The organism is Rhodococcus sp. T7, assembly GCF_009872365.1.
Taxonomy (GTDB): domain Bacteria; phylum Actinomycetota; class Actinomycetes; order Mycobacteriales; family Mycobacteriaceae; genus Rhodococcus_F.
Window position 1 is genome coordinate 64,454 of the sequence record NZ_WXYH01000355.1, and the last position, 22,738, is coordinate 87,191.

Sequence of the window (22,738 nt, forward strand, 5' to 3'; positions counted from 1 at the left end):
CCGAGAGGCATGCACACACGACCGAGTCTGATCATCTGCCGTCAATCTCCCTCGACGCCGGTGCGGAATCTGGCGTCAGGCCACGACGATTCCGGGCGAGAAGACAAGCCTGAGCGCGTCCACTGCCGACGGCATGATGAATACTGCTTCTGTGGCGCAATGGAGCAGCTTGACAGAGAAGCTAGGCGAGGTCGGCACCTCGATCCACTTGACATGGGACGAACTCGAGGGTGTGGTCGGTGAACTTCCACCGTCGGCATCGAATCATCGTGCGTGGTGGTCGGGAGATCGCCCGCATGTTCGTGAGTGGCAGTCGGCTGGATTCTCAGTCGCGAACGTTCAGCTGGGTGCGAGAGTCACATTCGTCCGCGCAACCGACGACGGCGTGCGTGCAGACCACGTCGAGGACGTCAGGCGGTCCGCGATTACGCCGAATCTCACAACTCAGCCCGACAGCTACTTGGAACTGCCAGACCTTCTTCTCGTCACGTGTGTCAAGACGAAGCTCGACGTCCCAGCAGCCGCCAAGGACTTGTACATCTCGCAGCTTTTCAAGAAGCAACGCGCCTATGCGGAGGGCCGCAGCGTCCCATGGTTCATTCTGTCTGCCGAGTATGGGCTGGTAGCACCGGACGACTGGCTCGCACCCTACGAGCGCTACCTTCCTGACACCCCGGCCGCGTATCGCGCAGCCTGGGGCGCATGGGCGGTTGAGCGACTCGAGTTGCTGGCAGGGCCCCTCGACGGCAAGGTCGTCGAGATTCACGCCGGCGCTCCTTACATCAGTGCGATCGCAGACCACCTGATCGGTAAAGGGGCCACAGTGGTCAATCGACTCGAGGGGCTGACTATGGGCGCGCGACTGCAGTGGTACGCCTCAAATCACACAGTCGATTCTGACGCCGATACCGTTCCGACCGGCGAGCGAGTCCATGAAGCCGCCGACTCATTTGTCGCAATGTTGACCGATGAGTCCCGTGCAGTTCCAGCGACCGACTTCCTCGAACGCGGGAGCGAGGGTTTGAGACTCCCGGGTCTCTACAGTTGGTGGGTCGACGATTCAGGCGCTTCGGACCTGGCAACCGGGCTCGATGCCCCGATTGCACGTGGACTGATCTACGCAGGACTGGCCGGAGCGACCCGATGGCCGAGCGGGAAGCGTTCAACCAACACGCTGTGGTTGCGAATCACAGGCATGCACCTCGGCGGACGTCACGAATTCTCCACTTTCAGGCTGACTCTCGGATCGATTCTCGCCAGCGCCACCGGGTATTCCACCATCGACGAAGAAGCACTCACAGCGTGGATGAAGCAACATCTCAAGGTTCTGGCCGTCCCATATGACGATGCGGACACGCTCGGAAGGCTCGAGGACGACGTGCTGACGAAAATCGACCCTCCGCTGAATCTAAAAGGAATGGATCCGACTCCGATTCGCAAGAGACTGACAGAACTCCGACGCAACCATCGGTGAACTCTCTCTTCATGCTATCCGCCTTGTGTGGACGGCGGTGGCGTCATCTCCAACCGCACGCCGAGGAGCCGGACTTCCCGCTCATGGTCGAGCCGGTCGACCAATGCTGCTGCAGCATCGGCGATCACGTCCGGATCGAACGTCGGCTCGGGCAGTGACTTGCTTGTCGTGTGGGTGTCGAACGGGGCGTAGCGCACCTTCAACGCCACTCGCACCGCCTTGCGGTTCTCCGCAAGGATGTCCTCCCGGACCCGGGCGGCGAGGCGTCGGATCTCCTCGGTGAAGGCCTCCCGGCCGGCGAGGTTCTGCTGAAACGTCGTCTCCCGGCTGTGCGACCGCGCGACCCACGGTTCCGCGGACACCGGGGAGAGGTCGATTCCTCGTCCGATCCTGGCGTACCACGGACCCATGTTCGGACCGAGGGTCGCAGCCAATTCCTGATCCGAGGCGTCGGCCAGTTCCTGCACGGTGTTGATGCCGAGCGCGGCAAGCTTTTTCGAGGTCTTCTTGCCAATCCCCCACAACGCGTCGGTAGGGCGCTCCCCCATGACGGCGAACCAGTTCTCCTCGGTGAGCCGATAGATGCCCTGAGGTTTGCCGAAGTCCGTCGCAATCTTGGCACGTAACTTGTTGTCGCCGATGCCGACCGAGCAGTGCAGCCCGGTCGCTTCGAGGACGGCGTCGTGGATGGTTCGCGCGAAGGCCTCCGGATCGTCCGTCTCGACACCGACAAACGCTTCGTCCCAGCCCATCACCTCGACGACGACATCCAGCTTCCGCAGGGTGTCCATCACGACACCCGATACCTCCATGTACGCGTCGGCGTCGACGGGCAGGAACACGGCGTCGGGAATCTTTCGTGCCGCGATCCGCATCGGCATCCCTGACCCCACACCGAATTCCCGCGCCTCGTACGACGCCGTCGACACCACTGCACGCTCGGTGGGATCCCCACGACCGCCCACGACGACGGGACGTCCCCGCAGCTCAGGGTGGCGCAGCACCTCGACCGCGGCGATGAACTGGTCGAGATCCACATGCATCACCCACCGGCGACGCGGCGGAGTACTCATGAGACCAGTGTGCCCGACCCATCCGTCCGAGAACCCCGGAATCTGCGGAGTTGCCGCCTTCGGCCCGGATGGCGCCCATGAAGGTCCTTCCGCCCGCAGCGTACACATGCCCGGATTCGATACCACCGGCGCCTGGGTCGGCAAACCCGTCAACGGCCCCGTCGGTCGCAGCAAGAAAGCGAACCGCGGATCGGACTTACCAAATACACCGGACGACGCTGCCCCACCCCCACAGGAAAGTGGTAACCATGAGCCGGCACACCACGAAACGTGCCGTCAGCCTGCTCGCGGCCCTCACCGGAGCACTTGTCCTCGGGACGGACCCCGCAGGTTGCCGCGGAACCGATCCTGGCACCGACCATCACCCCCGATGCGGACAGGCTAGTCGTCCGTGCCACCGTCACCAACCCGAACCCCGGTCCGCTGACATACCCGGGAATCAAATGCTTCCCGCAACTGACCGACCACCAGAGATGGCCGCGAGATTGACGCAGGCGCGCAGCACCCCCGATATGCATTAACGTGCACTCAGCAGTGAAGGTTCCCAATACTCCCGTTAGGAATTCTACGCCCGGCAACATATTAGCGTCGCCGGATCCGACGTCGACGCCCCAATGCCGACCGCTCCCCACGCGCAGGCCAGCGATTGTATGCCGGATGAATGACATTGAAGAGGTGAAGCATTCGCCGATCAACGAGCGATGAACGGAATCTGATAAGAGTACGTAGCACACATTCACTGAGGAGATCCAATGAAGACCCCGGTCACGCTCGTACTCGCACTGTTCGCGGCCACACTGCTGCTGTTCCAGCCCTCAGCAACACCATCAGCCATTGCACAGCCTCACATCAACGGGCTCACGTCGACGGAGCAGAGCGCCGACAGTTCCGCTGCAACCGTGTCCGCACTACCTGCAACAGATGCAGCTCTGCCACCCGGCGACACTGTTGAGCTCCGAACCGGTGTCGGCGCAGCGATCGGCGGTGTTATTGGTGGAATCGCTGGGCTACCCTTCTTCGTCATCGGCGCTGTTCCCGGCGCGATCATCGGCGCTGTCATCGGAGGCGCGATCGGATACGCGTCGCACGGAATCGCAACGTCCTACATGGGTTAATACCGGATCCGCCCGCGCCTACCCTCGACACTCGTCGTCTCGATTCAGCCACCTACGCCAGTGTTTCAAAGCCATCAGACGCGGAGGGCGGTCGAGCTCGGCGGTACCGAGGTCGTGCGGTCGGAATAACGGCCCGACGGGTGTACGTTCGGGGTTGGCGACAGGCAGAGATGCAGACCGCCCGCCTAATTTCCTGAACACCTCGGTGAGCACCGTCCAGACTCTGCGATCTACCCATTCTCTCGCGTCGACCTCGCCGGGCGCTTCAGCCATCACGATCAATGACGTTGTCATATGGAACCATCAGGAGCACAGTGCGCACCACCGGTAAGCAATATCCTTCGGCCTCCGAGAAGAACTTCCGCGAACTCGAGTCCCTTCGTGAACACAACGATGCCTTGGCGATACTGCGCGGGTACCTCGACACCGCCATCCCGAACGCCGCGGCGACCCAAAAGGAAGGGTGGGCTGTCAGCTGCCTGCCTACCACAAACAGGACCGCAGAGGAGCGTCGGCTGTTCACCGTCAACGTCGGCGCTATTGAGACCTGCTATCTGCGTCGTTTGGCGGCGAATGATGGATCGCTCCTCAGCGACACCGTATTCGTCACGCAATCGATCCTGGAACAGGCCGCCGGGCGCCCAGTTGCATTGTTGCAGGACCAGTACGACGTCCTGGACTTCGCGACGCCGGTCCACCGAGCAGCCGGCGGTGATGCCGTCGCAGTCAGTTGGTTTGACTACGACATCAGCCTCGACCAGTTCACTGAACTCCCGCTGGGGGCCGCGGCGCGAGACCTCGTGAACCGGCTTACCGCAGCAGGACCGTGCAACTACGCCCGCTACCACAATCCGTGGCTGGCACAGGCGGCGCTGTCCCTCACTCCGGACCTCGCGTCACAACCCAACCCAGCCTGAAGATCCTGTCGTCTCAGGCGACCACCACGAGAAGGTGCACTACCCATTGTGGGATGTGCATCGCGTGAATGACACAGGTACACCGCCCTTCTCGACTGCCCATGCCCGGACGGCGTGTCACCGCATCCAGCGTGGGGCCGACAAAGTAGCGTCACGCTGGATCCGCGCCGACGATGGGACGGGCGAGCCACTCAAGGGGCCTCATGACGGCGAATCGATACGTGACTCGGCACGGCGCTACGCGATCGCTCTTACACACGGTCGCGTGCATGACGGTCGCCGCCACCGCGACCGTTCTCTGTGCGCCCGTAGTCTCGTCGGCTCCTACCGACACCTACGCGGTCACGGCGACGATCCCGGTCACCGGTACGGCGGAAGGCATCGCGATCTCCCCAGACGGCGCCCGTGCCTACGTCACACACGGCGACGAGGGCGCTGGGCAACTGTCGGTCATCGACACCACCACCAAATCGGTGGTCAGCACCATCCCCGTCGGAGACTTCCCCGTCGGCGTGTCTGTCTCCCCCGACGGCGGGACCGTGTATGCCGGCAGCAACGGCGACGACACCGTCTCCGTCATCAACACCGCCACGAACAACGTTGCTGCGGTCATCCCCGTCGGCGACGGCCCGCTCGGCGTCACCGTCACCCCGGACGGTGCGAAGGTCCTCGTCGCCAGCCAGTTTGACGGCCATCTCACGATCATCGACACCGTCACCAACACGCTCGCATTGGGTGGCACGACGATGTTCCTTGCCGTCTCCCCTGACGGACGGACGGCCTACGTCACGGACAGCTCCAGCAACTCGATCGCCACCGTCGACATCGCCACCGCCGCGTTGACCGGCAGGATCCCCACGCTCGCGTCCCCACTCGCCGTCGACATCACCGACGACGGTCGCACCCTGTATGTCACCGAAACCAACGGCTTCACCGCAGGACAGGTATCGATCATCGATGCCACATCCCACACCGTCACCGCCACCATTCCGGTCGCGGAAGCCGCTGGCGGCATCGACATCGCACCCGACGGACACACCGCCTACATCGCCCATAGCACCCCCACCAACGCGGTCACCGTCCTCGACACCGCCACCCGGACCGTCACCGCAACAGTTCCCATCACCGAGAACGGGCAACTCATCGCAGTCACACCCAACAGCGCTGACGCCTACGTCACCAGTCAATACGACACCGTCTCGGTCGTCTCCAATACATCCACGCACACCGAGCCTCCGACCACCACCCCACCGATCCCGCCCGCCACGGGGTCTCTGGGGACGATCTTCGGGAGCTGAACAACAGTGGTGCCGCCTGGATGTGGAATCGTCCGGTCCGGTGGTGGTCGCGGCCACGCCCCGAGCAATTTCGGACATTTGCCGAATGTCCTGGAACTCACCAGGCAGGCCTCGCCCCACCAGCGCTGCCTCGCCCCGAGATCGACTGAGTCGATCTTCGGACGGCGCCCAACTTCGCATCGGTCCGACGGTGCAGTGCGCTCAGCCAGTCCAAGAGACCGAAAGCCAAGCGAACCCGAATAATTCACTAGGGAACCGGCGACGCGGCGGAGTACTCATGAGACAAGTGTGCCCGACCCATCCGTCCAGGAACCCCGGAATCTGCGGAGTTCCCGGACCGGGCCACGGTCACCGTTCGTTGCGTTCCCACAGGTCGTCGGCGTAATCACCGAGGTCGCGGCGGTTGAGCCTGCGTGACTTGCCGAGCTTGCGAAGTGTCGGAATGGTCTCGCGGGCTGCGACACCGACGCCGCGACGCTTGCGCGGAGAGCAGAGCGCGCAACCGCGGTAAGTACGTGAGGGGTGGTGGGTAGGCATACCGCCTCCGATGGTGACTCCGCGCGAAGCGAAGGTTTCAGAATACATCGGTGCCGTCGGTCGGCGGTAGCAATTCGTCGGGGAACCGATACGAGCATCCGAGTTCACTGGTGGAGCGGGTGCCCCAATTGTCCCGGAACCAGGCCACACACGTGTTCGCGATCAGGTTTACGTCGCGGCTGAAGAGATAGCCGTCGGTACAGTCTTCGAAGTGGTCGTCGAACTGCCAGATGTCGAGTGGCAGGTTCTCGGTGGAATAGTCGGCAAGTAGCAGGTGCCCGAGTTCGACGCGTGATCGACGAAGCATCAAGACACCGTCGGCCAGCACCTGAATCTGCGCGCAGACGACTTCTTGGTCGTCGTCTTCACCGACGTAACTGTTCGGGCCGATCTCGACGATGAGCGCGACCGGTTGATCGACCAGCGAGCCTGTCAACCACTCGACCATCCCCGCCCACGAAACCTCGGGCAACTCGGTGGAATCGACCAACATCTTCACCTTCCCTTGCTCGCGACCGAACCGGGGATCTTCGGGAGCCTCCCCCTGTGTCGTATCAAAGCAGAAGGTTGCGACACGTGTGGCGCGAAATCGTTCAACGCCGATTCGTGTCGTTCACGCAACCGACTCACCGCGAGAGCAGCCGAAATCACCGAGCGAGTCGAATGCGGATGTCCCGCTGCATGTTCGGCTCATGCGTGCCGATCGCCCACCTACATCGACAGCACCATCTGAGCGAAGTGGCGACCCCAGACTGGGTCCATCGGCTGGTCGCGCTGGACCCAGCCCTCGACCATTGCGCCGGTGAGTTCGAGGAACGAGATCGTGGGGCGGGCGATCCAGAAGAGCTCCTCTCGGCCGACGATGGTCCCGTCGCTCGTCCGCCAGCCGAGGGCGGCGAGTCCTTCGGCGATCACGTCCCGTCGTTCGTCCGACGTGGTGCCGGCGGCGAGGGTGAGGAGCACGAGGTATCCGGCCTCCCGCTCGATGGGCTCGTCCGCCAGTGGCAGCCGGTCGAGAAGGTGTCTCCACAGCCGACGCGCATCGCTCGCTGTCGCGGAGCCGAGCTTGGTGCGAATCAGTTTGCCCTTGTACTTGCGCACCAGTCCGAGGGTCTTGGCGTATTCCCGGAGCAGGTGGACCGGCCGCTGATCCGACTCGCGGTTGCTGGTGGCGGGCCAGTCGTCGAAGCCCGGTAGTTCCTGTCGCATCTCCGCCACCACGGCCGGTGGAAGGTAGCCCGCCTGGGTCAGTGTGATGCCGTCGGGACCGATGCGGTTCAGGAACCACCGCAGGTGAAACGTCGCCGCTTCCTGCGTCTCGTGGATGTCGCCCAGCCGGTCGGTGAGGTGGGCACGCTCGAGAAGCGAAAAGACTTGCGGGGCAGCTTGATGGGGGATCCGGCGCAGCAGTGCGGCGAACTTCGAATCCGACACCGGCGGGTGGTCACGAATGACGGCTTCGAGCCGCAGGCCACGGTTCACGGTGTCGACGCCGAACGATTCGGGTGCGAAGCCCGGCCCGACCCACGCTCCGGCGTCGTGATGACCGGGGTGCGACGGCGTCGCCAGGACCTTCAGCAGGTCGTCGTATCCGCCCGGTCCGCCGCAATCCTCGGGCGGGCACGCGCGGGCGCCGGCGAGGCAGGTGACGGTCGGCTCCGAGTTCTCGGCGTCGATCCGTTCGAGCACGATCGTGTGCTCCCAGCCGTCGCCGAAGTCGTACAGATAGGACAGCTGCTCCCCCGGTTCGGCCAGAACCTGATCGAGCCGCACAGCGTCTTCGCACAACTCGTCGTCCTCGTCGGCGAAACCCTCGTCGATGCCCTCGCGCATGTCGTAACGCTCCGACGCGGGCGGCTCACCGCCGACCCACGAATGCAGGTGGCTGTCCTGCCAGCCCATGATCGTCTGCACGATCGGGTGCAGTTCGTGCAGCCGCAGGTTCGACGGCACCACGAACTGGCGCCAGATCGGCGGCGACACGTCGTCGAGTTCGATGCGCAGGTGGTAGCCCGCGACGCGGCGGCGGCCCCGCCGTTCGGACGGTCGAACGATCACCGGCACGTCAGGAACGACGGACAGGTGTCGGCGTTTACCCGAAGCGGTCATGGCGTCATGGTAAGCGGGAGGCAGAAGTGTCCGGCACAAGTGGTGACGATAGCGTGAACGCATGTCTGTGTCCGCACTTCTCGCAGGTCGGTACCAGCTGAGGGGAGTGCTGGGCCGAGGCGGGATGGCCGACGTCCACGACGGGTGGGACCTGCGCCTCGAGCGCCCGGTCGCGGTCAAGGTGCTGCGTCCCGAACTCGCGTCCGTCCCCGACACCCGCCGGCGGTTCGAGGCCGAGGCCCGGCTGGCCGCCACGTTGAACCACCCGAACGTGGTCGCGGTCCACGACTGCGGTGAGGACGCCGGAGTGGCGTACATCGTGATGGAACGGCTGCCCGGGCGGACCCTCGCCGACGAGATCGCCGCCGGACCCCTACCCGAGGCCCGGGTACGGTCGATCCTCGCCGACGTGCTCGCCGCCGTCGGCGCCGCTCACGGAGCCGGGATCCTGCACCGCGACATCAAACCGGGAAACGTGCTGTTCACCGACGTGGGCACGGTGAAGGTCGCCGACTTCGGCATCGCGAAGAGCGCGGCGTCCGACCACACCGCGACGGGACAGGTGCTGGGCACCGTGGCCTATCTCAGTCCGGATCGCATCCTCGGCACACCCGCCACCACCGCCGACGACGTCTACGCTGTCGGCGTCGTCGGCTACGAGGCCCTCGCCGGGCACCGTCCGTTCACCGGCGACAACATCCTGTCGCTCGCCCGGGCCATCACCGACGGGGCGGCCCGACCCCTCCACGCGGTGCGTCCGGACGCCGACCCGAACCTCGTGCACACGATCGAACGGGCGATGGCCCGCGATCCACGGCAGCGGCCCGCCGACGCCCCGTCGATGCGGGCCGCCGTCCTCGGAACGCCCGGTCCCCCGACGCGGGCATTCACATACACCACATCCGTTCCCCCGCCGGCACCCCAGCCTCGGGGATCACGGCGGACCGGCGTGATCATCGCCGCCGTCGTCGCACTGCTGGTGGCCGCCGCCGTGGCAGCACTGGCCATCGCGTCGCAGAATCAGGACGGCACCGTCGGTCCCGGCGCAAGCACCACCACCGCCGTCGCTCCGCCGCCGGTGCCCGTGCCTCCCCCGAGCAGCACCGTCGACGTCAAACCCGTCGCACCGGCCCCGCCGACCAACGCCCCGAAGACGGGTCCGGGAAGTGGCAACGGCAACAACGGGAATGGGAACGGGAACGGCAAGACCAAGGACAAGGACAAAGACGGCAACTGACCTGATCGGGCTGCGGCGGTCGGGTCGGGCGCACCCATCAGGAGCCGCGGCGGGCCTCCACCGCAGCCCGGACCGCGGGTGCGACGCCGGTTGCAAACTTCCTGATCTGGTCGAGGTCGTCGCCGTCGGTGCCGAAGACGAACGTGTCCATGCCGGTCTCCACCACGAGGTCCGTCAGTTGGCTCACCCACTGCTCGGTGGTGCCGTGGAACAGCGTGTCCGACCGGCTGTCGCTCACCCGGCCGAACACGTTGTAGACGCGGACGATCGAACCCGGATCGCGGCCGGCGTCCGCCGCGCCCGCGTCGATCTTCGCGTGCATGCCCGGCAGGACCTCCGGCGGGAAGTAGGAACTCGACGGCACCCACCCGTCGGCGGAGCGTCCCAGCGCACGCAGCATCCGTGGGCCGCCGACGCCGAGCCAGATCCCCATCGGATGCACCGGGACCGGCCCGGGATGCACGCCGTCGAGGCGATAGTGGGTGCCCTCCGATCGGACGGCCCGCTCACCCGACCACATCAGGCGGATGACCTGAACGGCCTCCTCCAACGCGGTCGCGGCCTGCCCGGGCGTGCGGACGTCACCACCCATCGCCCCGATCGCCTCCCAGAACGCGCCCGCACCCAACGCCAGTTCGAACCGGCCTCCCGACATCACGTCGAGGCTGGCCGCGGCCTTCGCCATCACCGCCGGCGGGCGAAGCGGCAGGCACGCGACGTCGGGAAACACCCGCACCCGTTCGGTCCGCGCCAGCAGCATGCCCATCAGCGACCAGCAGTCGAGGAATTTCGCCTGGTACGGGTGATCCTGGACGCCGATCAGGTCGAGTCCGGTCTCGTCGGCGAGGGTGGCGAGTTCGAACGTGTTGTTCAGCAACTCCACCGTCGGGGTGACGAACACCCCGAACTGCGGGGTCCTGCCGTAGTCGGTCATGGCCGCGTCCCTTCTCGGATCGCTGAACTCCCCCTCGATCATCCAACACCGTGGCCGCCGGGAACACCCGGTTCGTCGCGCGGCATAGTGGGTTCATGACAGACGACACGAAAGACGCTCCCGCACCCGACGTCCGGGATGCGCCCGAACACCATCGCTTCGAAATCCGTGTCGACGACGAGCTGGCCGGGTTCACCGAGTACCTGGACCGCGAGAATCAGCGGATCTTCTTCCACACCGAGATCGGCGAGCAGTTCGCGGGCCGCGGCCTGGCCAGCACGCTGATCCGCCGCGCGCTGACGGAGACCGTCGGCGGTGGCAAGCGGATCGTGCCGATCTGCCCGTTCGTCGCCCGCTACCTCGAGAAGCACGACGACTTCGCCGACGACGTCGACGCCGTCACCCCGGACGCGATCGAGGCGGTGCGGCACCGGCAGCGCTGATCAGGGTGCGCCGTCGGCGCCGCGAGCCTCTTCGAGCTGCCGGATGAGGGTCGCGGCGTCGTACGGTCCGGTGTGCCGGGTGAGGTCGGTGCCCGTCGCACCGAGGTAGAACGTGGGGGTCCCCCGGAAATCGCTCGACTCGGCGTCGAGTTCGTCGTCGTCGATGCGGTGGCTGTACGTGCCTTTGCGGATGTCTTCCTCGAACCGGTCCATGTCGAGCCCCAACTCGGCGGCGTAACCGAAGATCTCGTCCTCGGCGAGGGCGTCGCTGTTGGCGAACAGGTGGTCGTGCATCTCCCAGAACCGACCCTGGGCGGCCGCCGCCTCGCTCGCCTGGGCGGCGAACCGGGCGTGCGGATGGACGGCGTCGAGCGGGAGATGCCGAAAGACGTAGCGGAGTTCGTCCCCGAACTGCGCTCGCACGTCCCGGATGCTGCCGGTGGCCTTGCTGCAGAACGGGCATTCGAAGTCGCCGTACTCGACGAGGGTGAGCGGCGCATCCACCGGCCCTCGCACGTGATCGCGGCGGGGATCGACGGGCCGGAGCAGGGTGAGTCCGACGACCTCCGTCTGCGGGTGCACCCAGTCCGAGATCCGGAACAGGGCCCACCCGAGGACGGTGGCGATGACGGCCGCCGTCAGGACGCCGACCCGGGCGTCGTTGGCGAGTTCGGGCGAGTCGATGGCCAGGTCGACGATGAACAGCGAGATCGTGAAGCCGATGCCGGCCAGCGCGCTGCCCCCGGCGATCTGCGACAGACTCAGCCCGGGTGGCAGGCTTCCTGGCCGCAGCTTCGAGAACAACGCGGTGGCCACGGTGATGCCGACGAGTTTGCCGACCACCAGGCCGAGCACGATGCCCCACGCCAGCGGAGACCGGGCCGCGTCCGCGAGCGTCTGTCCCGTGATGACCACGCCGGCGTTGGCGAGCGCGAAGATCGGGACGACGAGGAACGCGGTGTAGGGCTGGTAGAAGCGCAGGAGCCGCTCGTTGACGGACACTGCACGCAGCACCCCGAGCTGGGCGGCGCGGGCGTAGTCGGAGTTCGGTGACTGCCGGAACGCGCGCGTGAGCTCACCTGCCCGCTCCACCTCGCTGCGCCGCGGCGGATACACCGGCAGGATCAGCGCGATGAGCACGCCGACCAGGGTCGGGTGGACGCCGGACTCGTAGAACGCGACCCACGTGCCCGCAGCGACGACGAAGTAGGCGACGCCTCGCCACACCTCGAGCTTGCGCAACTGGACGATCAGCAGCAGCCCGACGCACCCGAGAAGCAACGGTCCGAGCCGCAGGTTGTCGGTGTAGAAGAAGGCGATGATGGCGAGGGCGCCGATGTCGTCGGCGACGGCCAGGGTCAGGATGAACACGCGCAGCCGGGCGGGGCACCGGGGTCCGACAAGGGCGAGTGCGCCGAGCACGAACGCCGTGTCGGTGGAGACGACGACGCCCCACGCACTGGCCTCGTCCCCGGTGGGGTTGAGGAGCAGGAACAGGACGGCGGGCAACGCGAGCCCCGCGATCGCGGCGAGCAGCGGCACGGCGGCGCGGGCGCGGTCGGTGAGCTCGCCGATCGTCAGCTCACGTTTCACCTCCAGCCCGACGACGAAGAAGAACAGCGTCATCAACCCGTCGTTGACCCAGTGCTTCAGGTCGAGGCCGATGCTGAAGTCGCCGATCTGAATGGTCACCGGGGTGTGCCAGAACGACTCGTATGAATCACCGATGTTGGCCCACACCAACGCGAGGATCGTGGCGACGAGGAGGAAGCCGGCCGACAACTTGTCGTCGTCGGTGTCGTCGCGAATCAGGGCTAACCGCGCCGACAGTCGTCGAAGTGTGGTGGGGCTGCTCTGCTCGACCGTCATCTGGTCCTCACTCACATTCTCGGCCGCTGGTCAGCCTAACGCCGCTCGGCTCGCGCCGCCCGGCCGTCCGATCAAACTCGGATCCGGCCGCGATATCATCCCGCCATGGGATCGAAGCGGGGTAAGAATCCGGGCCAGAAACGTGCGGCAAAACAGCAGGCACGCCAACGAAGGAACCGCTCCAATGTTGTGCCGATGTTTCCCACTCCCGCCGTCGACCCGGCGCTCATCGACGACTTCGTTCAGTGGCTACGCACGCGCGATTTCCCCGTGGACGCGGATCTCTTCCCGCACCTCGTCGAGTCGACACTCACCAATCTCGCACGCGGCCGCCGCGGTTTCCGCGCCACCGGCTGGCTCCCCGCGGACGCTCATGTCCTGCTCGATGTCGCCGATGAAGTGGCCGCAGAGCCTTCCGAGGACGTGGAGGACGTCGCAATGGCGATCGTCGCCTCGGCACTGACTTTCCTCAACTATCTCGACGAAAACCGTCTGTGGACCGGGACCGAGGAGAACCTCATCCATTGCATCGAGGACCTCGTACAGTTCCTCGAGCCGCAATCACCCATCCTCCTTCCGGAAGACATCGCGCTTCCCGCCGTGAATGAAGAAGACGAAGTTCGCGCACTCGTCTCGCTCCCGGTGATCACGACCCTCGCCGCACTCGTCGAGTGGGTCGGCGCGGGTGTGCCCGTCACCTCCACCAAGGTGCCCAAACCCGTCTCGCTTCCCGATCTCGCTCAGGCACTGGGTATCGATCTCGCCGTCGACTCGGAGGGATTTCCGCGTGCGCGGAAGATCCGCTCGATGCGCGACGTACCCGAAATGTTGGAGTATTGGGAAACCGCGGAAGAGATCGGTCTCATCACCGTCAACTCCACGCGGGCGGTCCCCGGACCGAACGCGGAGCTGATCACCGACCGCACGACCCCCGCGCTGCCGCTGATCCGTGCAGCTGTCACCGAATACGTCCGCAGGCAACTCGTATCGGGGCAACGTCATCCACTCGACCCCACACACATGACCGATATCGTGGTGATTCAGGTGATCTTGGCGGGGATGACAGAGGAGCCCACTGCCAGTTCGGAGGACGAGCGGTTCGACGACGAGCAATCGCTGATGGATGGCTTCGTCTACGACCGGTTGGACACGCTGGTGGAACAAAAGTTGCTGACCATGGATGACGCATACCGAGTTCCTGCCGCGCTCCGGTCTGCCGTCCTTCGTGCCGTCGAACTCGCGAGCCCGGTAAACGAGTTTGTGTCTTCCGAAGTGGTAGATGCACACATCACCTTGCGGATCTCACTGGAAGGCACTCACATTCCAATCTGGCGTCGCATTCGACTCGACGCCACGCTTCCGCTCGCCGCTCTCCATGACATCATCCAGTCCGCGTTCGGGTGGGAAGATTCTCATCTCCACGAGTTCTCCGTCGGACCCGCGTACTCGGGCGGCAAAGTCTTCATCCCCGCCGAAGACATCGCGCACCGCGACGTCGTGGGTACTGCCGCCCCGGAGGAGGAGGTCGCGGTCGGGTTGTTGCTCGGCTCGGTCGGCGACCGTCTCACCTACCTGTACGACTTCGGTGACGACTGGATCCACCACATCGAGGTCGAGTCGGTCGACGACCCCGCCCCCGACTCCCCTGCCGCGCTCTGCCTCGATGGACGCAACATGGCGCCCTTTGAAGATTCCGGCGGACCGTGGGGCTGGGCGAACAAGATCGAGGCCAGCGCTGACCCGCATCACGAGGAACACGCCGAGATCCGGGAGTGGCTCGACCTCCTCCCAGGTCAGCAACTCGATCCGACAACGTTCGATCGGGACCGGGTCAACGAGGCCTTCGAGACGTTGTTCGCGTAGAGAGCGTCTGAGTCGGTGTCCGCGCGTGATGCGCGGACACCAACCAACTCAGACGTAGTTCTCGAGAACGAACTGGGTGAACCCCTTTCGGATCAGGCGCACGGCCTGCTTCTGCCCCTGACGCAGCACGGACTTCGGCACCCACACCTTCGGCTCGACCGCCATCGTGAGCTGAACCGACGTCCCGCGCGAGGTGGGGATCAGTCGGTACTCCCCTTCCTGGCATTTCTGCTTCTCGCTCTCGAGGAGCGTCCACGACATCTGCTCGTCGTCGATCCACTTGTGCTCGGCGAGCTGAGTGTCCGAGACGCCGAGAACGGCGAGCGTCATCCGCACGGTGCGGGGGCGTCCGTCGTCGAACCGGGATTCGACGACCACCTTCTTGTGCACCACCGACCACTCGGGGATGCGTTCGACGTCCACCAGCGCGGCCATGACCTGTTCGGGGCTCGCCTCGATCTCGAACTCGCCTGATACCGACAACGCCATCTAGTGTTTCTCCTCTTCATTTCCCGGTGTGCCCACGTGAGCGGCATCGCGTCCTCCAGCACGCTTTGCCACTCACCTGGCCTACAGTTCGGACGCGTAGCGCTCCAGCATGGCAGCAAGTTCGCCCGGGCGCGCGAGTGCCGCGAGATGGCCCGCGTCGATGACCTCCGGCACGATGCCCAGCCGCTCCCGGACGATCCGCTGCATGAAGTCGAGCGGGAACAGCCGATCACGGCTACCTGCGACGACCCGCGTCTTCACGAACGGCCACGCCTCCGCCTGCCACACCGTCCCGAACGGGGTGTCCGACATGACCGGCTCGTCGTGGCTGAACGCCTCCTCGGTGACCTCGTCGGGCACGTCGTGGAAGAACAGCGCCCGCAGGTCGTCGGGTGCGTCCGGGTCGCGGCCCTCCAGCAGGTCGAACGCCCGCTTCGCCTCCGGCTGACCGGTGGTCTCCCACCACCGCCCGGGTGCTTCCCCCGGCGCGGGCAGCATCGGCGCCACCAGCACCAGCAGGTCGACGTCGACCTCGCCGCGCTGACAGACGATCGCCGCGGTGAACGCGGACATGGACTGCGCGACCAGCACGATCGCCCCCTCGACATCCTCGACCGCATCGACGACGACGTCGGCGAACTCGTACTGGCCCGCGTCATCGTCCCCGTATGGGAGGTCGACGGCGATCACCGCGTGCCCGCTCCCCTCCAGGATCGGTGCGACGCGGTGCCAGTACCACGAGTCGGAGCCAGCGCCGGGTAGCAGAACGAAGGTTGCGGGCATCTCGACTCATCTCCTGTTCCGGGACACGATCGGTCGAGATGAGCCTAAGCGCTACGTGAGCGGGAATGCGCGTCCGAGGACACTTTGCCACTCACCTGTGGGATGTGAAACGGCAGCGCCGCCGGGGGCGATACACACCATAGATCGGACAAGTCGCTCCGATCGTGCCGGGAACGACCACACACGACGAGAACCGAGCTGACATGTTTACCAACCATCTCTTCGGCGGAATGACCGAACAGGAAATCGATATCGAGATCGCCGACGAGTTGGCGGCCTGACCCAGTTCTCCCGTACGTGAGTGGCGCTGCGCTCCCCGGCACACCGCGCCGCTCACGTACGAATCGCGTTCATGCTCAGCGCCGGTCGGCCGGTTCACCCTTCCGCACGGCAGCCATCGCCAGCCGCTCGAGGTCGTCCGCGGAGTATCCCGGCCAGCCGTGCAGGATCCGGCGCCACCGGTCCGGGACCGCCGACGCACCCCACCGGGCACCGAGCAACCCACCCGCGATCGCCGCGGTGGTGTCGGTGTCGTTGCCCGCCCGGACGGCCCGCTCGAGGGCCAGCCGAAGGTGATGCGGCCCCGATCCGTCGGCACCGCTGATCGCCCACCACGCCGTTTGCAGGGCGTGAACCACCCAGCCGTTCTTCGGGAAGTCGGCGGGTGTTCTGCGTTCGGCCTGGTCGAGCAGCGGTCCCCAGTACTCGCCGACCTCGGCCGGCGCCACCTGCAGGTATCCCCGCACCCCGTCGAACGTCCCGAACAGCACCGCGTGCCGGATCGCATGTGACCACATCCGGCACGCCTCTCCGGCGCGCTGATCGTCGTGGGTGAGGGCGCCGATCTGGTACGCGGCCTCGGCGCACGCGTCGGCGTCGTCGAGATATGCCAGCGCGACCGGGGCGGTCCGCATCAGCGAACCGTTGCCACCCTTCCTCCCGGTGATGCTGCGTGCCCGCCGCTGCATGGCCACGGCCGAGCCGTCGCGGGCCGACAGCACGGCGCGCGTCTGATTGCCGACGTCGGGCGGGTTGGAATCGATCCACCGAACGAACTGTGCAGCAACGGCATCCAGTCCGTCACCCCGGCCGATGTCCATTCCGGACGCTGCCACCTCCGCGATGGCGACGGCCATCGACGTGTCGTCGGTCCACTCCCCCGGCGCCCAGTCGAACATGCCGCCCCCGACCATGTCGATCACCGCATCGGCAGCCGGGACGGTGAACTCGTATCCCGCGCCGAGGGCGTCACCCGCAGCGGTGGCGATCAATACGCCTGCGGCCCGGTCGGTCTGACGTTCGGTCAACTCCACAAATCCCCCTTGAATCGAATTCGCTCCAAGGTTAGAGCACTATCGATCTAACGCGCAAGGCTTCTACGTGTCGGCAGGTCGGCGTAGCGTCACGTAAACACTGTCGACGGAGGAGTGCTCATGTCGGGCGAACTGTCGTTCTTCGAACTGGGTGTGGCCAACACGGAGCAGGGCCGAAAGTTCTACTCGGCGTTGTTCGGCTGGGAATTCGAATCCGGACCCGGCGGATCGGGCTATTCGATCACCACCCCGAACGTGCCGGGCGGGATCCACGGCGGCGACGAGGGCGCCGGCCCCTACGTCTTCTTCCGGGTGCCGGACCTCGACGCCGCGGTCGAGCACGTGCTGGCACTCGGCGGCACCATCGACGCGGTGGATCTCGGCGAGGATCCGGAGTCGGCGGCGAAATTCGGGCGATTCAAGCTGTGCCACGACGACCAGGGGTCCGCCTTCGGTCTGCACGAGCCACCCTCCGGCAGCTGAATCAGCGCGCCCGGAACGGAGATTCCCGGGCGCGCTGATTCGGGTCGATCGGTTACGGCTCGTTCGGCGAGCCGCCCCCGCTCTTGTCACCGCTGTACGTGACCGGACGCGGCGGTCCGTCCTCGGGGCCGCCGCACGCGCGCACCGGTACGGCTGTAGCCAGAATTTCACGACCGAGCTACACGACGGCTCACTGCCTCGTGTGAACGATCACCGCCGAATCAGGGATTGACCGTCCGGCCTTGGTCGTCATTGACCGGCGGCTGCTGCGCAGAAAGACCGTCGTCGGGGCCGTCGCACCAGTTGTCGAACTGGTTGTACGGATCGGTGCCCCACGCCGGGACGTTGTTCTCGTACGGTTCCGCCCAGTCGTCGCATCCGACCGGACCGTTCTGCGGGAACCCGGGCGGCATCGGCTGAATAACATCCGGCCTGCGTACCGGCACCGCCGAGTCGAGACTGCCGCCCCAGGCGACGCCGGACGCTCCCAATCCGATCGAAGCCGCGAACACTGCAACCGCGGCCATCCTCCTACCCATTCTCATGATTGCCTCCGTTGGTTTCATGGCCTCCCAGGGTTCGATACCCAGAAACCCGGAGAACAATCCTCGACGAGGGTGTTTCGTCCAGAAAATTCGACGATCAGTCGGTTTCGGGGCGGCAGCGCACGTACATCTCGGTCACCGACGTCAGCACCTGCTTGCCCGACCCGTTGAGAATCTCCGCCGCGACGGTCACCAACGCCCGTCCACGATCGTCCCGCTTCACGTCCTCGATCACCAGGTTCCCGGTCAGCACGTCCCCCGGCCGCACCGGCCGCAGGAAGTTGACGTCACGCATCCGGCTCCCGGCGATGACGCTCCAGCGTGCGTAAAGAGTGGTCGCCGACAGCCGCTGGCACACCGCGATCGTGTGCACACCACTCGCGATCAGCCCACCGAAATAGCCCTCATCTGCGGATTCACGGTCGGTGTGGAACGACTGCGGATCCCACTGCCCCGCGAACTCGAGCACCTCCTCCTCGGTCACCGTGTACGAGCCCAGCTCGAACTTCTCGCCGACCCCGAGGTCGTCCGCATAAACGACGTCACACTTGCTGTCCACCACAAACCGTCCGATCATTCGCTCGCGCCTCCACGAACACGGAGACTCCGTCGAGGATATGACCGCGCGACGGCTGCGGCGACAGCACCCTTCCGCCGGCCGCTGAAAAGCGCATCAGTTCTCGTCGTACCGCGGCCAGCCCGGATACGGAGCAAGCGTCGGGTACGGGGCGTCGTGTGGGAGGTCCCACTTCGTGGGCCGATTCGACGGCTCGTCCGGCATCCGATTCCGGCATTCGCGGAACGCATCTTGATTTCGTGCGCTCTGTACGTGGTCGATGACTCTCGCCTCACCGAATACATCGGCGATCGGAGCACGTTCAGGACCTTCTGACGGTCGGATGCCAGTGCTCGAGTCCTTCATCGAAATCTCCACCGTTTCCGCCACAATATTTGTCGTCCCGACGTTGAAGAATCTTCCGTCGTCACCCTCGCGCATTACCGAATAGTCGCCTGTACACACAGTCGCAAACCAGCCGTCTTCGGTCGGTGTCATCCAGAGCAGATGTTGAAACTGCGTGCCGACAAAGTTTCGCTTCGCCAGGTCGTTGGAGTTGCCGTAGTCCGTCCGGAGATTCTCGTCCACAGCTTTCGAGAACCCCGGATACCCGGCCTCCGAGGTAAGGGCCCTGACCGTGAGGTAGTACGACTCCACGTACGCTCTGACAACTGCCGTTGCAGGAGTGAGCAAGTCGATGCCGGGATCCGCCGACCAACGGTAGTTGTAGTTGATGTTGTCGGGAATGGAATACGGTGCAGAGTCAGCTGCCGCCGACCGGCCTGGTTCTTGTGTCGGCTCAGATCCGCACGCCGACAACAAGAGAATTGCAGCGATCGTATGGATGCCCAGCCGCCTCACTGCCCGTACCTCATGTCCTTCACCTGATCACGGCCCGCGTTCAATGCGTCGATGAAGTTGCCAAGTCCCGTGATGCCAGAGTCCGTCATGTATCCAACTAGTCCCGACTGAAGCAGAGGGAGTCTCTGGTAAGGATTTTCAGAGCCGATCTCGTCGTATGAAAGCAGTGGGCCATTTTCGCCATCGCGAAACAGATCGAGCCCCTCGTACGGTTCCAGGGCCCCACCGTTCGCCGCCTGCAAACCCAATGCAATCTGGTAGTACTGGTTTGCCAGCAGTGCGTTGTCGGCGAAGTCAGTGTTCGTCTGAAGTGTGCTGTCCGGTATGGATCCCATGACCGCGCTCTTAAATGTCGGGTCGGCGAGATCGATTCCACTCGAAATCAGAGGGCCAGCGACGGGAATGAATTCGACGCCCTTGCTGATCACTGTTCTGATGGTGTCGTAGGCAACGCCCTTACTCTCGAAACCGGCAGCGTTCTGGGAGGTTTCGTCACCCAAGCGGTCGGCGAACTCGAGATCGAATCCCTTGTCCACCACGCCCTGAAGATTGCCCGCCCATGCCCCGTACTCGTAGTGGGGATTCTGATGTGTCTGGCCGTCGACAGCCCATGCCTGTTCGAGTTGCGCCGACACGCCCAAGGCCTGTGCGTTGAAGTAGCCCGCCGCGTCGGCGTTGGAGTCGATCACCGAAAACAGGCGGGGCGCATTTTCGAGCCCGAACTCTCCGCCGGTCGGGCTGGCGAAGCCGGATGTGCCTGCGAAGTCTCCGGGCACCCCCACCATATTGCCGATGTAGGGTGCGAGTGATGTGCCCAGAGCCTGGGTGATTTCGGGGTTCACCTCGCCGATGGCCTGGCCTTTCATTCCGGGGATGTCGAGCAGTTCGGCGTCTTTGGCCGCGAGGATCTGTGCCAGCCCGAAGGCCGATTCGCCTGCTTGTTGCGACCGGTAGAGCTCTCCGGGGTCCGACGGGTCCGAGGGTCTGGCGTCGTCGGCGATCCAGTCGAACATCCCGGCGACGTTCTGTTCGCCGCCCTCGGCCCAATCGCGCTGGAGCAGAGGCATGACGACGTCGTCGCGGTTGAAACCGGTCGGCATGCCTTCGCCGGACAGGATGTTGTGGACGGCGGCATGGTCGCGGCCACCGACCCCGACCATGTCCTGCAGGAGTGCGTCGACGCCGTCGCGGCGCAGAACGTTGTGGTCGAAGGAGTCTCCGATCAGCAGACTCTTGTCGTTGGTGGCCGACGCGATCTCGCCGGCACGGGACAGGAGATTCTCGCTCAGCTCACTGCCCTGCTGGACAGCAGGGTCTGCGAGTCCGAACGCCTTGGTGAATCGCGCCAGGTCGTGGCCGTTGTTAACGACCATCGACTGCTGCGGGGAGTCGTTCGCACCCTTCGAGAGGTTGCCGGTCGACGTCACCGGCCCCTCGAACAGCCCACGAAGACTTTCCGGGATATGACTCTGTCCGCCGACGTCACCGGCCGCACTGCCGACGTTGTAGTTCGACACGACGGCGAGGCCGTTGGACAGCGCACTCGCGGCCTCCGTGCGTCCGTTCTCGCTGTACTGCTCGGACAATGCGAGGAAGCCGTCCTTGCCGGCCGCCGTGTAAAACTGCTGGAGGAAGTCCATCGTTCCCTGCGGAACGTCGGTGACCTTGCCGCCGTCGGCCAGCGTCTTCACTTGCTCGGGGGTCAGCCCCGCGGCCGCGACCTCCCGGGCAACGCGGTCACGGACGTCCTGCGGAATGTCGGCACCGCCTCGCGCGACCTGCTCGCCCAGCGCGGTGCCCTCGTGCCCCGACAGGCCCGCCGACGCGGGGGCGCTCGCCGCGACCGCCCCGAGGGCGTCCCGGATCGCCGTCGCCATGTCCCGATCGGCATTGTCGAGTTCCGTCAGCGCACCATCGAGTTGACTGCGCCAATATTCCATCAGGTCGTCCTGCTCGGCAGCTTCGGTCTCACTCATCGTCCTCGGCTGACTGACGATCTGCCATTCGTCGGAGACAGTGAATCCGTCGGTCGCCGCCTTGTCGATGACGGTGGCGACGTAGTCCCGCGCATGACCTAGGCGGTCGGCCCCGCCCACGAGCGCGGTCGACAGATCCTCCAGATCGTCTGCGAGCCGACGGATTTCCGTCCGCTCGGTGTTCGCCCGCTGCTCGGCGGCCGTCTGCGACGGACCGCGCCAGTCGTCGTGGAGGCCCAGATCCGCAACGACCCGATAGACGTCCTCGGCCCGGATTCGCGTGTCTTCGGCGGTCCGACCGATCTCCTCGCCCGCCAACGTCAGGTCCCGTGGGTTCCAGACGTGCAGTTGCGACCTACGCGGAATCACAGCTCTCCCATCGCCGACAGCTGCGAAGCGAACGTCGTGTCGACGACGTCGTAGTTCTCGGCCCCGTCGCCCGCGATGAACGCCATCTCGTCGATGCGACTGGCTGCGACTCCGAGCGCGGACGCGAGGATGCCGCCGGCGTCCCGGCACGCAGCGGCCGTGTCTGACCCCTCGACGGCGCGGCCCGCGTCGTCGAAGCTGCGCCGGCCGCCCAGCGCCTCGACCTCACGGGCGATGGCGCCGAGCGAACCGGACATCGCACGAAGCATGTCGGGGTCGCCCTTGACAACCGTGACGTCCGGTCCGCCGAGCACCGGCGGCAATCCTGGAACGCTCGCCAGCGGAGGTCGCGGAACACCGGTCTCGTCCAGTGAACCGATGACACTGTCCGGCCACGTCATATCGCCCTCTGACATCGACTTTCCCCCTGTTTCTGCATCGAGGCCCACCCCTGGACCCGGGCCACCGAGACGCTCGGCGACCGTGGAGAGAAT

At 65.4% G+C, this 22,738-nt stretch carries 22 protein-coding genes; 8 read left to right on the plus strand and 14 right to left on the minus strand.

From position 1 onward, the window contains the following. Positions 1 to 169 precede the first annotated feature (169 nt). Positions 170 to 1,474 (plus strand): DUF6884 domain-containing protein, encoded by a 1,305-nt coding sequence (locus MLGJGCBP_RS35760; RefSeq protein WP_236581560.1) that lies wholly within the window; start codon positions 170 to 172, stop codon positions 1,472 to 1,474. A gap of 14 nt (positions 1,475 to 1,488) precedes the next feature. Here the strand turns inward: MLGJGCBP_RS35760 and MLGJGCBP_RS35765 are convergent, their stop codons facing one another. Then, positions 1,489 to 2,547 carry a DNA polymerase IV gene (locus tag MLGJGCBP_RS35765; protein ID WP_160101744.1) on the minus strand — a complete coding sequence of 353 codons (1,059 nt, stop codon included), beginning with the start codon at positions 2,545 to 2,547 and terminating at the stop codon, positions 1,489 to 1,491. A gap of 752 nt (positions 2,548 to 3,299) precedes the next feature. Here MLGJGCBP_RS35765 and MLGJGCBP_RS35770 point away from each other — a divergent pair. The 3 genes from MLGJGCBP_RS35770 to MLGJGCBP_RS35780 all read left to right on the plus strand — a co-directional run bounded on the left by MLGJGCBP_RS35770 (position 3,300) and on the right by MLGJGCBP_RS35780 (position 5,877). Then, positions 3,300 to 3,662 (plus strand): hypothetical protein, encoded by a 363-nt coding sequence (locus MLGJGCBP_RS35770; protein WP_160101746.1) that lies wholly within the window; start codon positions 3,300 to 3,302, stop codon positions 3,660 to 3,662. A gap of 314 nt (positions 3,663 to 3,976) precedes the next feature. Continuing rightward, positions 3,977 to 4,579 (plus strand): hypothetical protein, encoded by a 603-nt coding sequence (locus tag MLGJGCBP_RS35775; RefSeq protein WP_160101748.1) that lies wholly within the window; start codon positions 3,977 to 3,979, stop codon positions 4,577 to 4,579. A gap of 269 nt (positions 4,580 to 4,848) precedes the next feature. Then, positions 4,849 to 5,877, plus strand: coding sequence for a hypothetical protein (locus MLGJGCBP_RS35780; protein WP_236581561.1), 1,029 nt, complete (start codon positions 4,849 to 4,851; stop codon positions 5,875 to 5,877). 348 nt (positions 5,878 to 6,225) lie between these two features. Here MLGJGCBP_RS35780 and MLGJGCBP_RS35785 read toward each other — a convergent pair whose 3' ends face one another. The 3 genes from MLGJGCBP_RS35785 to MLGJGCBP_RS35795 form a co-directional block, all read right to left on the minus strand. After that, on the minus strand, positions 6,226 to 6,414 hold the full coding sequence (locus MLGJGCBP_RS35785; protein ID WP_160101754.1) for a hypothetical protein: 189 nt from the start codon (positions 6,412 to 6,414) through the stop codon (positions 6,226 to 6,228). Positions 6,415 to 6,451: 37 nt separating this feature from the next. Next, a complete protein-coding gene (locus MLGJGCBP_RS35790) occupies positions 6,452 to 6,904 on the minus strand; it encodes a hypothetical protein (protein WP_160101925.1) in 453 nt (150 codons plus the stop codon). Positions 6,905 to 7,125: 221 nt separating this feature from the next. Beyond that, positions 7,126 to 8,523, minus strand: coding sequence for a plasmid pRiA4b ORF-3 family protein (locus tag MLGJGCBP_RS35795; protein ID WP_160101756.1), 1,398 nt, complete (start codon positions 8,521 to 8,523; stop codon positions 7,126 to 7,128). 61 nt (positions 8,524 to 8,584) lie between these two features. Between MLGJGCBP_RS35795 and MLGJGCBP_RS35800 the strand changes: the two genes are divergently transcribed. Then, positions 8,585 to 9,760: a serine/threonine-protein kinase gene (locus MLGJGCBP_RS35800; protein ID WP_160101759.1), complete on the plus strand. Its 1,176-nt coding sequence runs from the start codon at positions 8,585 to 8,587 to the stop codon at positions 9,758 to 9,760. Positions 9,761 to 9,797: 37 nt separating this feature from the next. Here MLGJGCBP_RS35800 and MLGJGCBP_RS35805 read toward each other — a convergent pair whose 3' ends face one another. Next, positions 9,798 to 10,694, minus strand: coding sequence for an LLM class flavin-dependent oxidoreductase (locus MLGJGCBP_RS35805; protein ID WP_160101927.1), 897 nt, complete (start codon positions 10,692 to 10,694; stop codon positions 9,798 to 9,800). Positions 10,695 to 10,789: 95 nt separating this feature from the next. Here MLGJGCBP_RS35805 and MLGJGCBP_RS35810 point away from each other — a divergent pair, with 95 nt between their 5' ends. Then, positions 10,790 to 11,137, plus strand: a complete 348-nt coding sequence (locus MLGJGCBP_RS35810) for a GNAT family N-acetyltransferase (RefSeq protein ID WP_160101762.1) — start codon at positions 10,790 to 10,792, stop codon at positions 11,135 to 11,137. Here the strand turns inward: MLGJGCBP_RS35810 and nhaA are convergent, their stop codons facing one another. Continuing rightward, a complete protein-coding gene (nhaA, locus tag MLGJGCBP_RS35815; RefSeq protein ID WP_160101764.1) occupies positions 11,138 to 13,006 on the minus strand; it encodes a Na+/H+ antiporter NhaA in 1,869 nt (622 codons plus the stop codon). It abuts the gene before it with no gap. Between the two features lie 195 nt (positions 13,007 to 13,201). On the opposite strand from nhaA, the gene MLGJGCBP_RS35820 reads away from it, so the two are divergent. Continuing rightward, the gene (locus MLGJGCBP_RS35820; RefSeq protein ID WP_236581562.1) at positions 13,202 to 14,869 is read left to right on the plus strand and encodes a plasmid pRiA4b ORF-3 family protein; all 1,668 of its coding nucleotides are present in this window, start codon (positions 13,202 to 13,204) and stop codon (positions 14,867 to 14,869) included. A gap of 48 nt (positions 14,870 to 14,917) precedes the next feature. Here MLGJGCBP_RS35820 and MLGJGCBP_RS35825 read toward each other — a convergent pair whose 3' ends face one another. The 3 genes from MLGJGCBP_RS35825 to MLGJGCBP_RS35835 all read right to left on the minus strand — a co-directional run bounded on the left by MLGJGCBP_RS35825 (position 14,918) and on the right by MLGJGCBP_RS35835 (position 17,454). After that, positions 14,918 to 15,358 carry an SRPBCC family protein gene (locus MLGJGCBP_RS35825; protein ID WP_160101770.1) on the minus strand — a complete coding sequence of 147 codons (441 nt, stop codon included), beginning with the start codon at positions 15,356 to 15,358 and terminating at the stop codon, positions 14,918 to 14,920. 81 nt (positions 15,359 to 15,439) lie between these two features. After that, positions 15,440 to 16,141, minus strand: a complete 702-nt coding sequence (locus MLGJGCBP_RS35830; RefSeq protein WP_160101773.1) for an alpha/beta fold hydrolase — start codon at positions 16,139 to 16,141, stop codon at positions 15,440 to 15,442. 356 nt (positions 16,142 to 16,497) lie between these two features. Next, positions 16,498 to 17,454 (minus strand): ADP-ribosylglycohydrolase family protein, encoded by a 957-nt coding sequence (locus tag MLGJGCBP_RS35835; protein WP_160101776.1) that lies wholly within the window; start codon positions 17,452 to 17,454, stop codon positions 16,498 to 16,500. Between the two features lie 120 nt (positions 17,455 to 17,574). Between MLGJGCBP_RS35835 and MLGJGCBP_RS35840 the strand changes: the two genes are divergently transcribed. Then, entirely contained in the window at positions 17,575 to 17,937 is a 363-nt protein-coding gene (locus MLGJGCBP_RS35840) for a VOC family protein (RefSeq protein WP_087557963.1), read from the plus strand. 221 nt (positions 17,938 to 18,158) lie between these two features. On the opposite strand, the gene MLGJGCBP_RS35845 is transcribed toward MLGJGCBP_RS35840, so the two are convergent. The 5 genes from MLGJGCBP_RS35845 to MLGJGCBP_RS35865 all read right to left on the minus strand — a co-directional run bounded on the left by MLGJGCBP_RS35845 (position 18,159) and on the right by MLGJGCBP_RS35865 (position 22,645). Beyond that, complete coding sequence (locus tag MLGJGCBP_RS35845) at positions 18,159 to 18,482, minus strand: hypothetical protein (protein ID WP_087558093.1); 324 nt, start codon at positions 18,480 to 18,482, stop codon at positions 18,159 to 18,161. Positions 18,483 to 18,579: 97 nt separating this feature from the next. Then, the gene (locus MLGJGCBP_RS35850) at positions 18,580 to 19,059 is read right to left on the minus strand and encodes a MaoC/PaaZ C-terminal domain-containing protein (RefSeq protein ID WP_087557964.1); all 480 of its coding nucleotides are present in this window, start codon (positions 19,057 to 19,059) and stop codon (positions 18,580 to 18,582) included. A gap of 96 nt (positions 19,060 to 19,155) precedes the next feature. Next, positions 19,156 to 19,899, minus strand: coding sequence for a hypothetical protein (locus tag MLGJGCBP_RS35855; protein WP_160101779.1), 744 nt, complete (start codon positions 19,897 to 19,899; stop codon positions 19,156 to 19,158). Beyond that, on the minus strand, positions 19,896 to 22,244 hold the full coding sequence (locus tag MLGJGCBP_RS35860; protein ID WP_160101781.1) for a TPR repeat region-containing protein: 2,349 nt from the start codon (positions 22,242 to 22,244) through the stop codon (positions 19,896 to 19,898). Before MLGJGCBP_RS35860 ends, MLGJGCBP_RS35855 begins: the two co-directional genes overlap by 4 nt. Next, a complete protein-coding gene (locus tag MLGJGCBP_RS35865; protein ID WP_160101929.1) occupies positions 22,241 to 22,645 on the minus strand; it encodes a hypothetical protein in 405 nt (134 codons plus the stop codon). Before MLGJGCBP_RS35865 ends, MLGJGCBP_RS35860 begins: the two co-directional genes overlap by 4 nt. Positions 22,646 to 22,738 lie beyond the last annotated feature (93 nt).

Bases quoted from the DNA above. Each gene is read 5' to 3' on its own strand.
- MLGJGCBP_RS35765 (WP_160101744.1), bottom strand. From the start codon at position 2,547: ATGAGTACTCCGCCGCGTCGCCGGTGGGTGATGCATGTGGATCTCGAC.
- MLGJGCBP_RS35770 (WP_160101746.1), top strand. From the start codon at position 3,300: ATGAAGACCCCGGTCACGCTCGTACTCGCACTGTTCGCGGCCACACTG.
- MLGJGCBP_RS35780 (WP_236581561.1), top strand. From the start codon at position 4,849: ATGACGGTCGCCGCCACCGCGACCGTTCTCTGTGCGCCCGTAGTCTCG.
- MLGJGCBP_RS35785 (WP_160101754.1), bottom strand. From the start codon at position 6,414: ATGCCTACCCACCACCCCTCACGTACTTACCGCGGTTGCGCGCTCTGC.
- MLGJGCBP_RS35795 (WP_160101756.1), bottom strand. From the start codon at position 8,523: ATGACCGCTTCGGGTAAACGCCGACACCTGTCCGTCGTTCCTGACGTG.
- MLGJGCBP_RS35800 (WP_160101759.1), top strand. From the start codon at position 8,585: ATGTCTGTGTCCGCACTTCTCGCAGGTCGGTACCAGCTGAGGGGAGTG.
- MLGJGCBP_RS35805 (WP_160101927.1), bottom strand. From the start codon at position 10,694: ATGACCGACTACGGCAGGACCCCGCAGTTCGGGGTGTTCGTCACCCCG.
- MLGJGCBP_RS35810 (WP_160101762.1), top strand. From the start codon at position 10,790: ATGACAGACGACACGAAAGACGCTCCCGCACCCGACGTCCGGGATGCG.
- nhaA (WP_160101764.1), bottom strand. From the start codon at position 13,006: ATGACGGTCGAGCAGAGCAGCCCCACCACACTTCGACGACTGTCGGCG.
- MLGJGCBP_RS35820 (WP_236581562.1), top strand. From the start codon at position 13,202: ATGTTTCCCACTCCCGCCGTCGACCCGGCGCTCATCGACGACTTCGTT.
- MLGJGCBP_RS35825 (WP_160101770.1), bottom strand. From the start codon at position 15,358: ATGGCGTTGTCGGTATCAGGCGAGTTCGAGATCGAGGCGAGCCCCGAA.
- MLGJGCBP_RS35830 (WP_160101773.1), bottom strand. From the start codon at position 16,141: ATGCCCGCAACCTTCGTTCTGCTACCCGGCGCTGGCTCCGACTCGTGG.
- MLGJGCBP_RS35840 (WP_087557963.1), top strand. From the start codon at position 17,575: ATGTCGGGCGAACTGTCGTTCTTCGAACTGGGTGTGGCCAACACGGAG.
- MLGJGCBP_RS35845 (WP_087558093.1), bottom strand. From the start codon at position 18,482: ATGAGAATGGGTAGGAGGATGGCCGCGGTTGCAGTGTTCGCGGCTTCG.
- MLGJGCBP_RS35850 (WP_087557964.1), bottom strand. From the start codon at position 19,059: ATGATCGGACGGTTTGTGGTGGACAGCAAGTGTGACGTCGTTTATGCG.
- MLGJGCBP_RS35865 (WP_160101929.1), bottom strand. From the start codon at position 22,645: ATGACGTGGCCGGACAGTGTCATCGGTTCACTGGACGAGACCGGTGTT.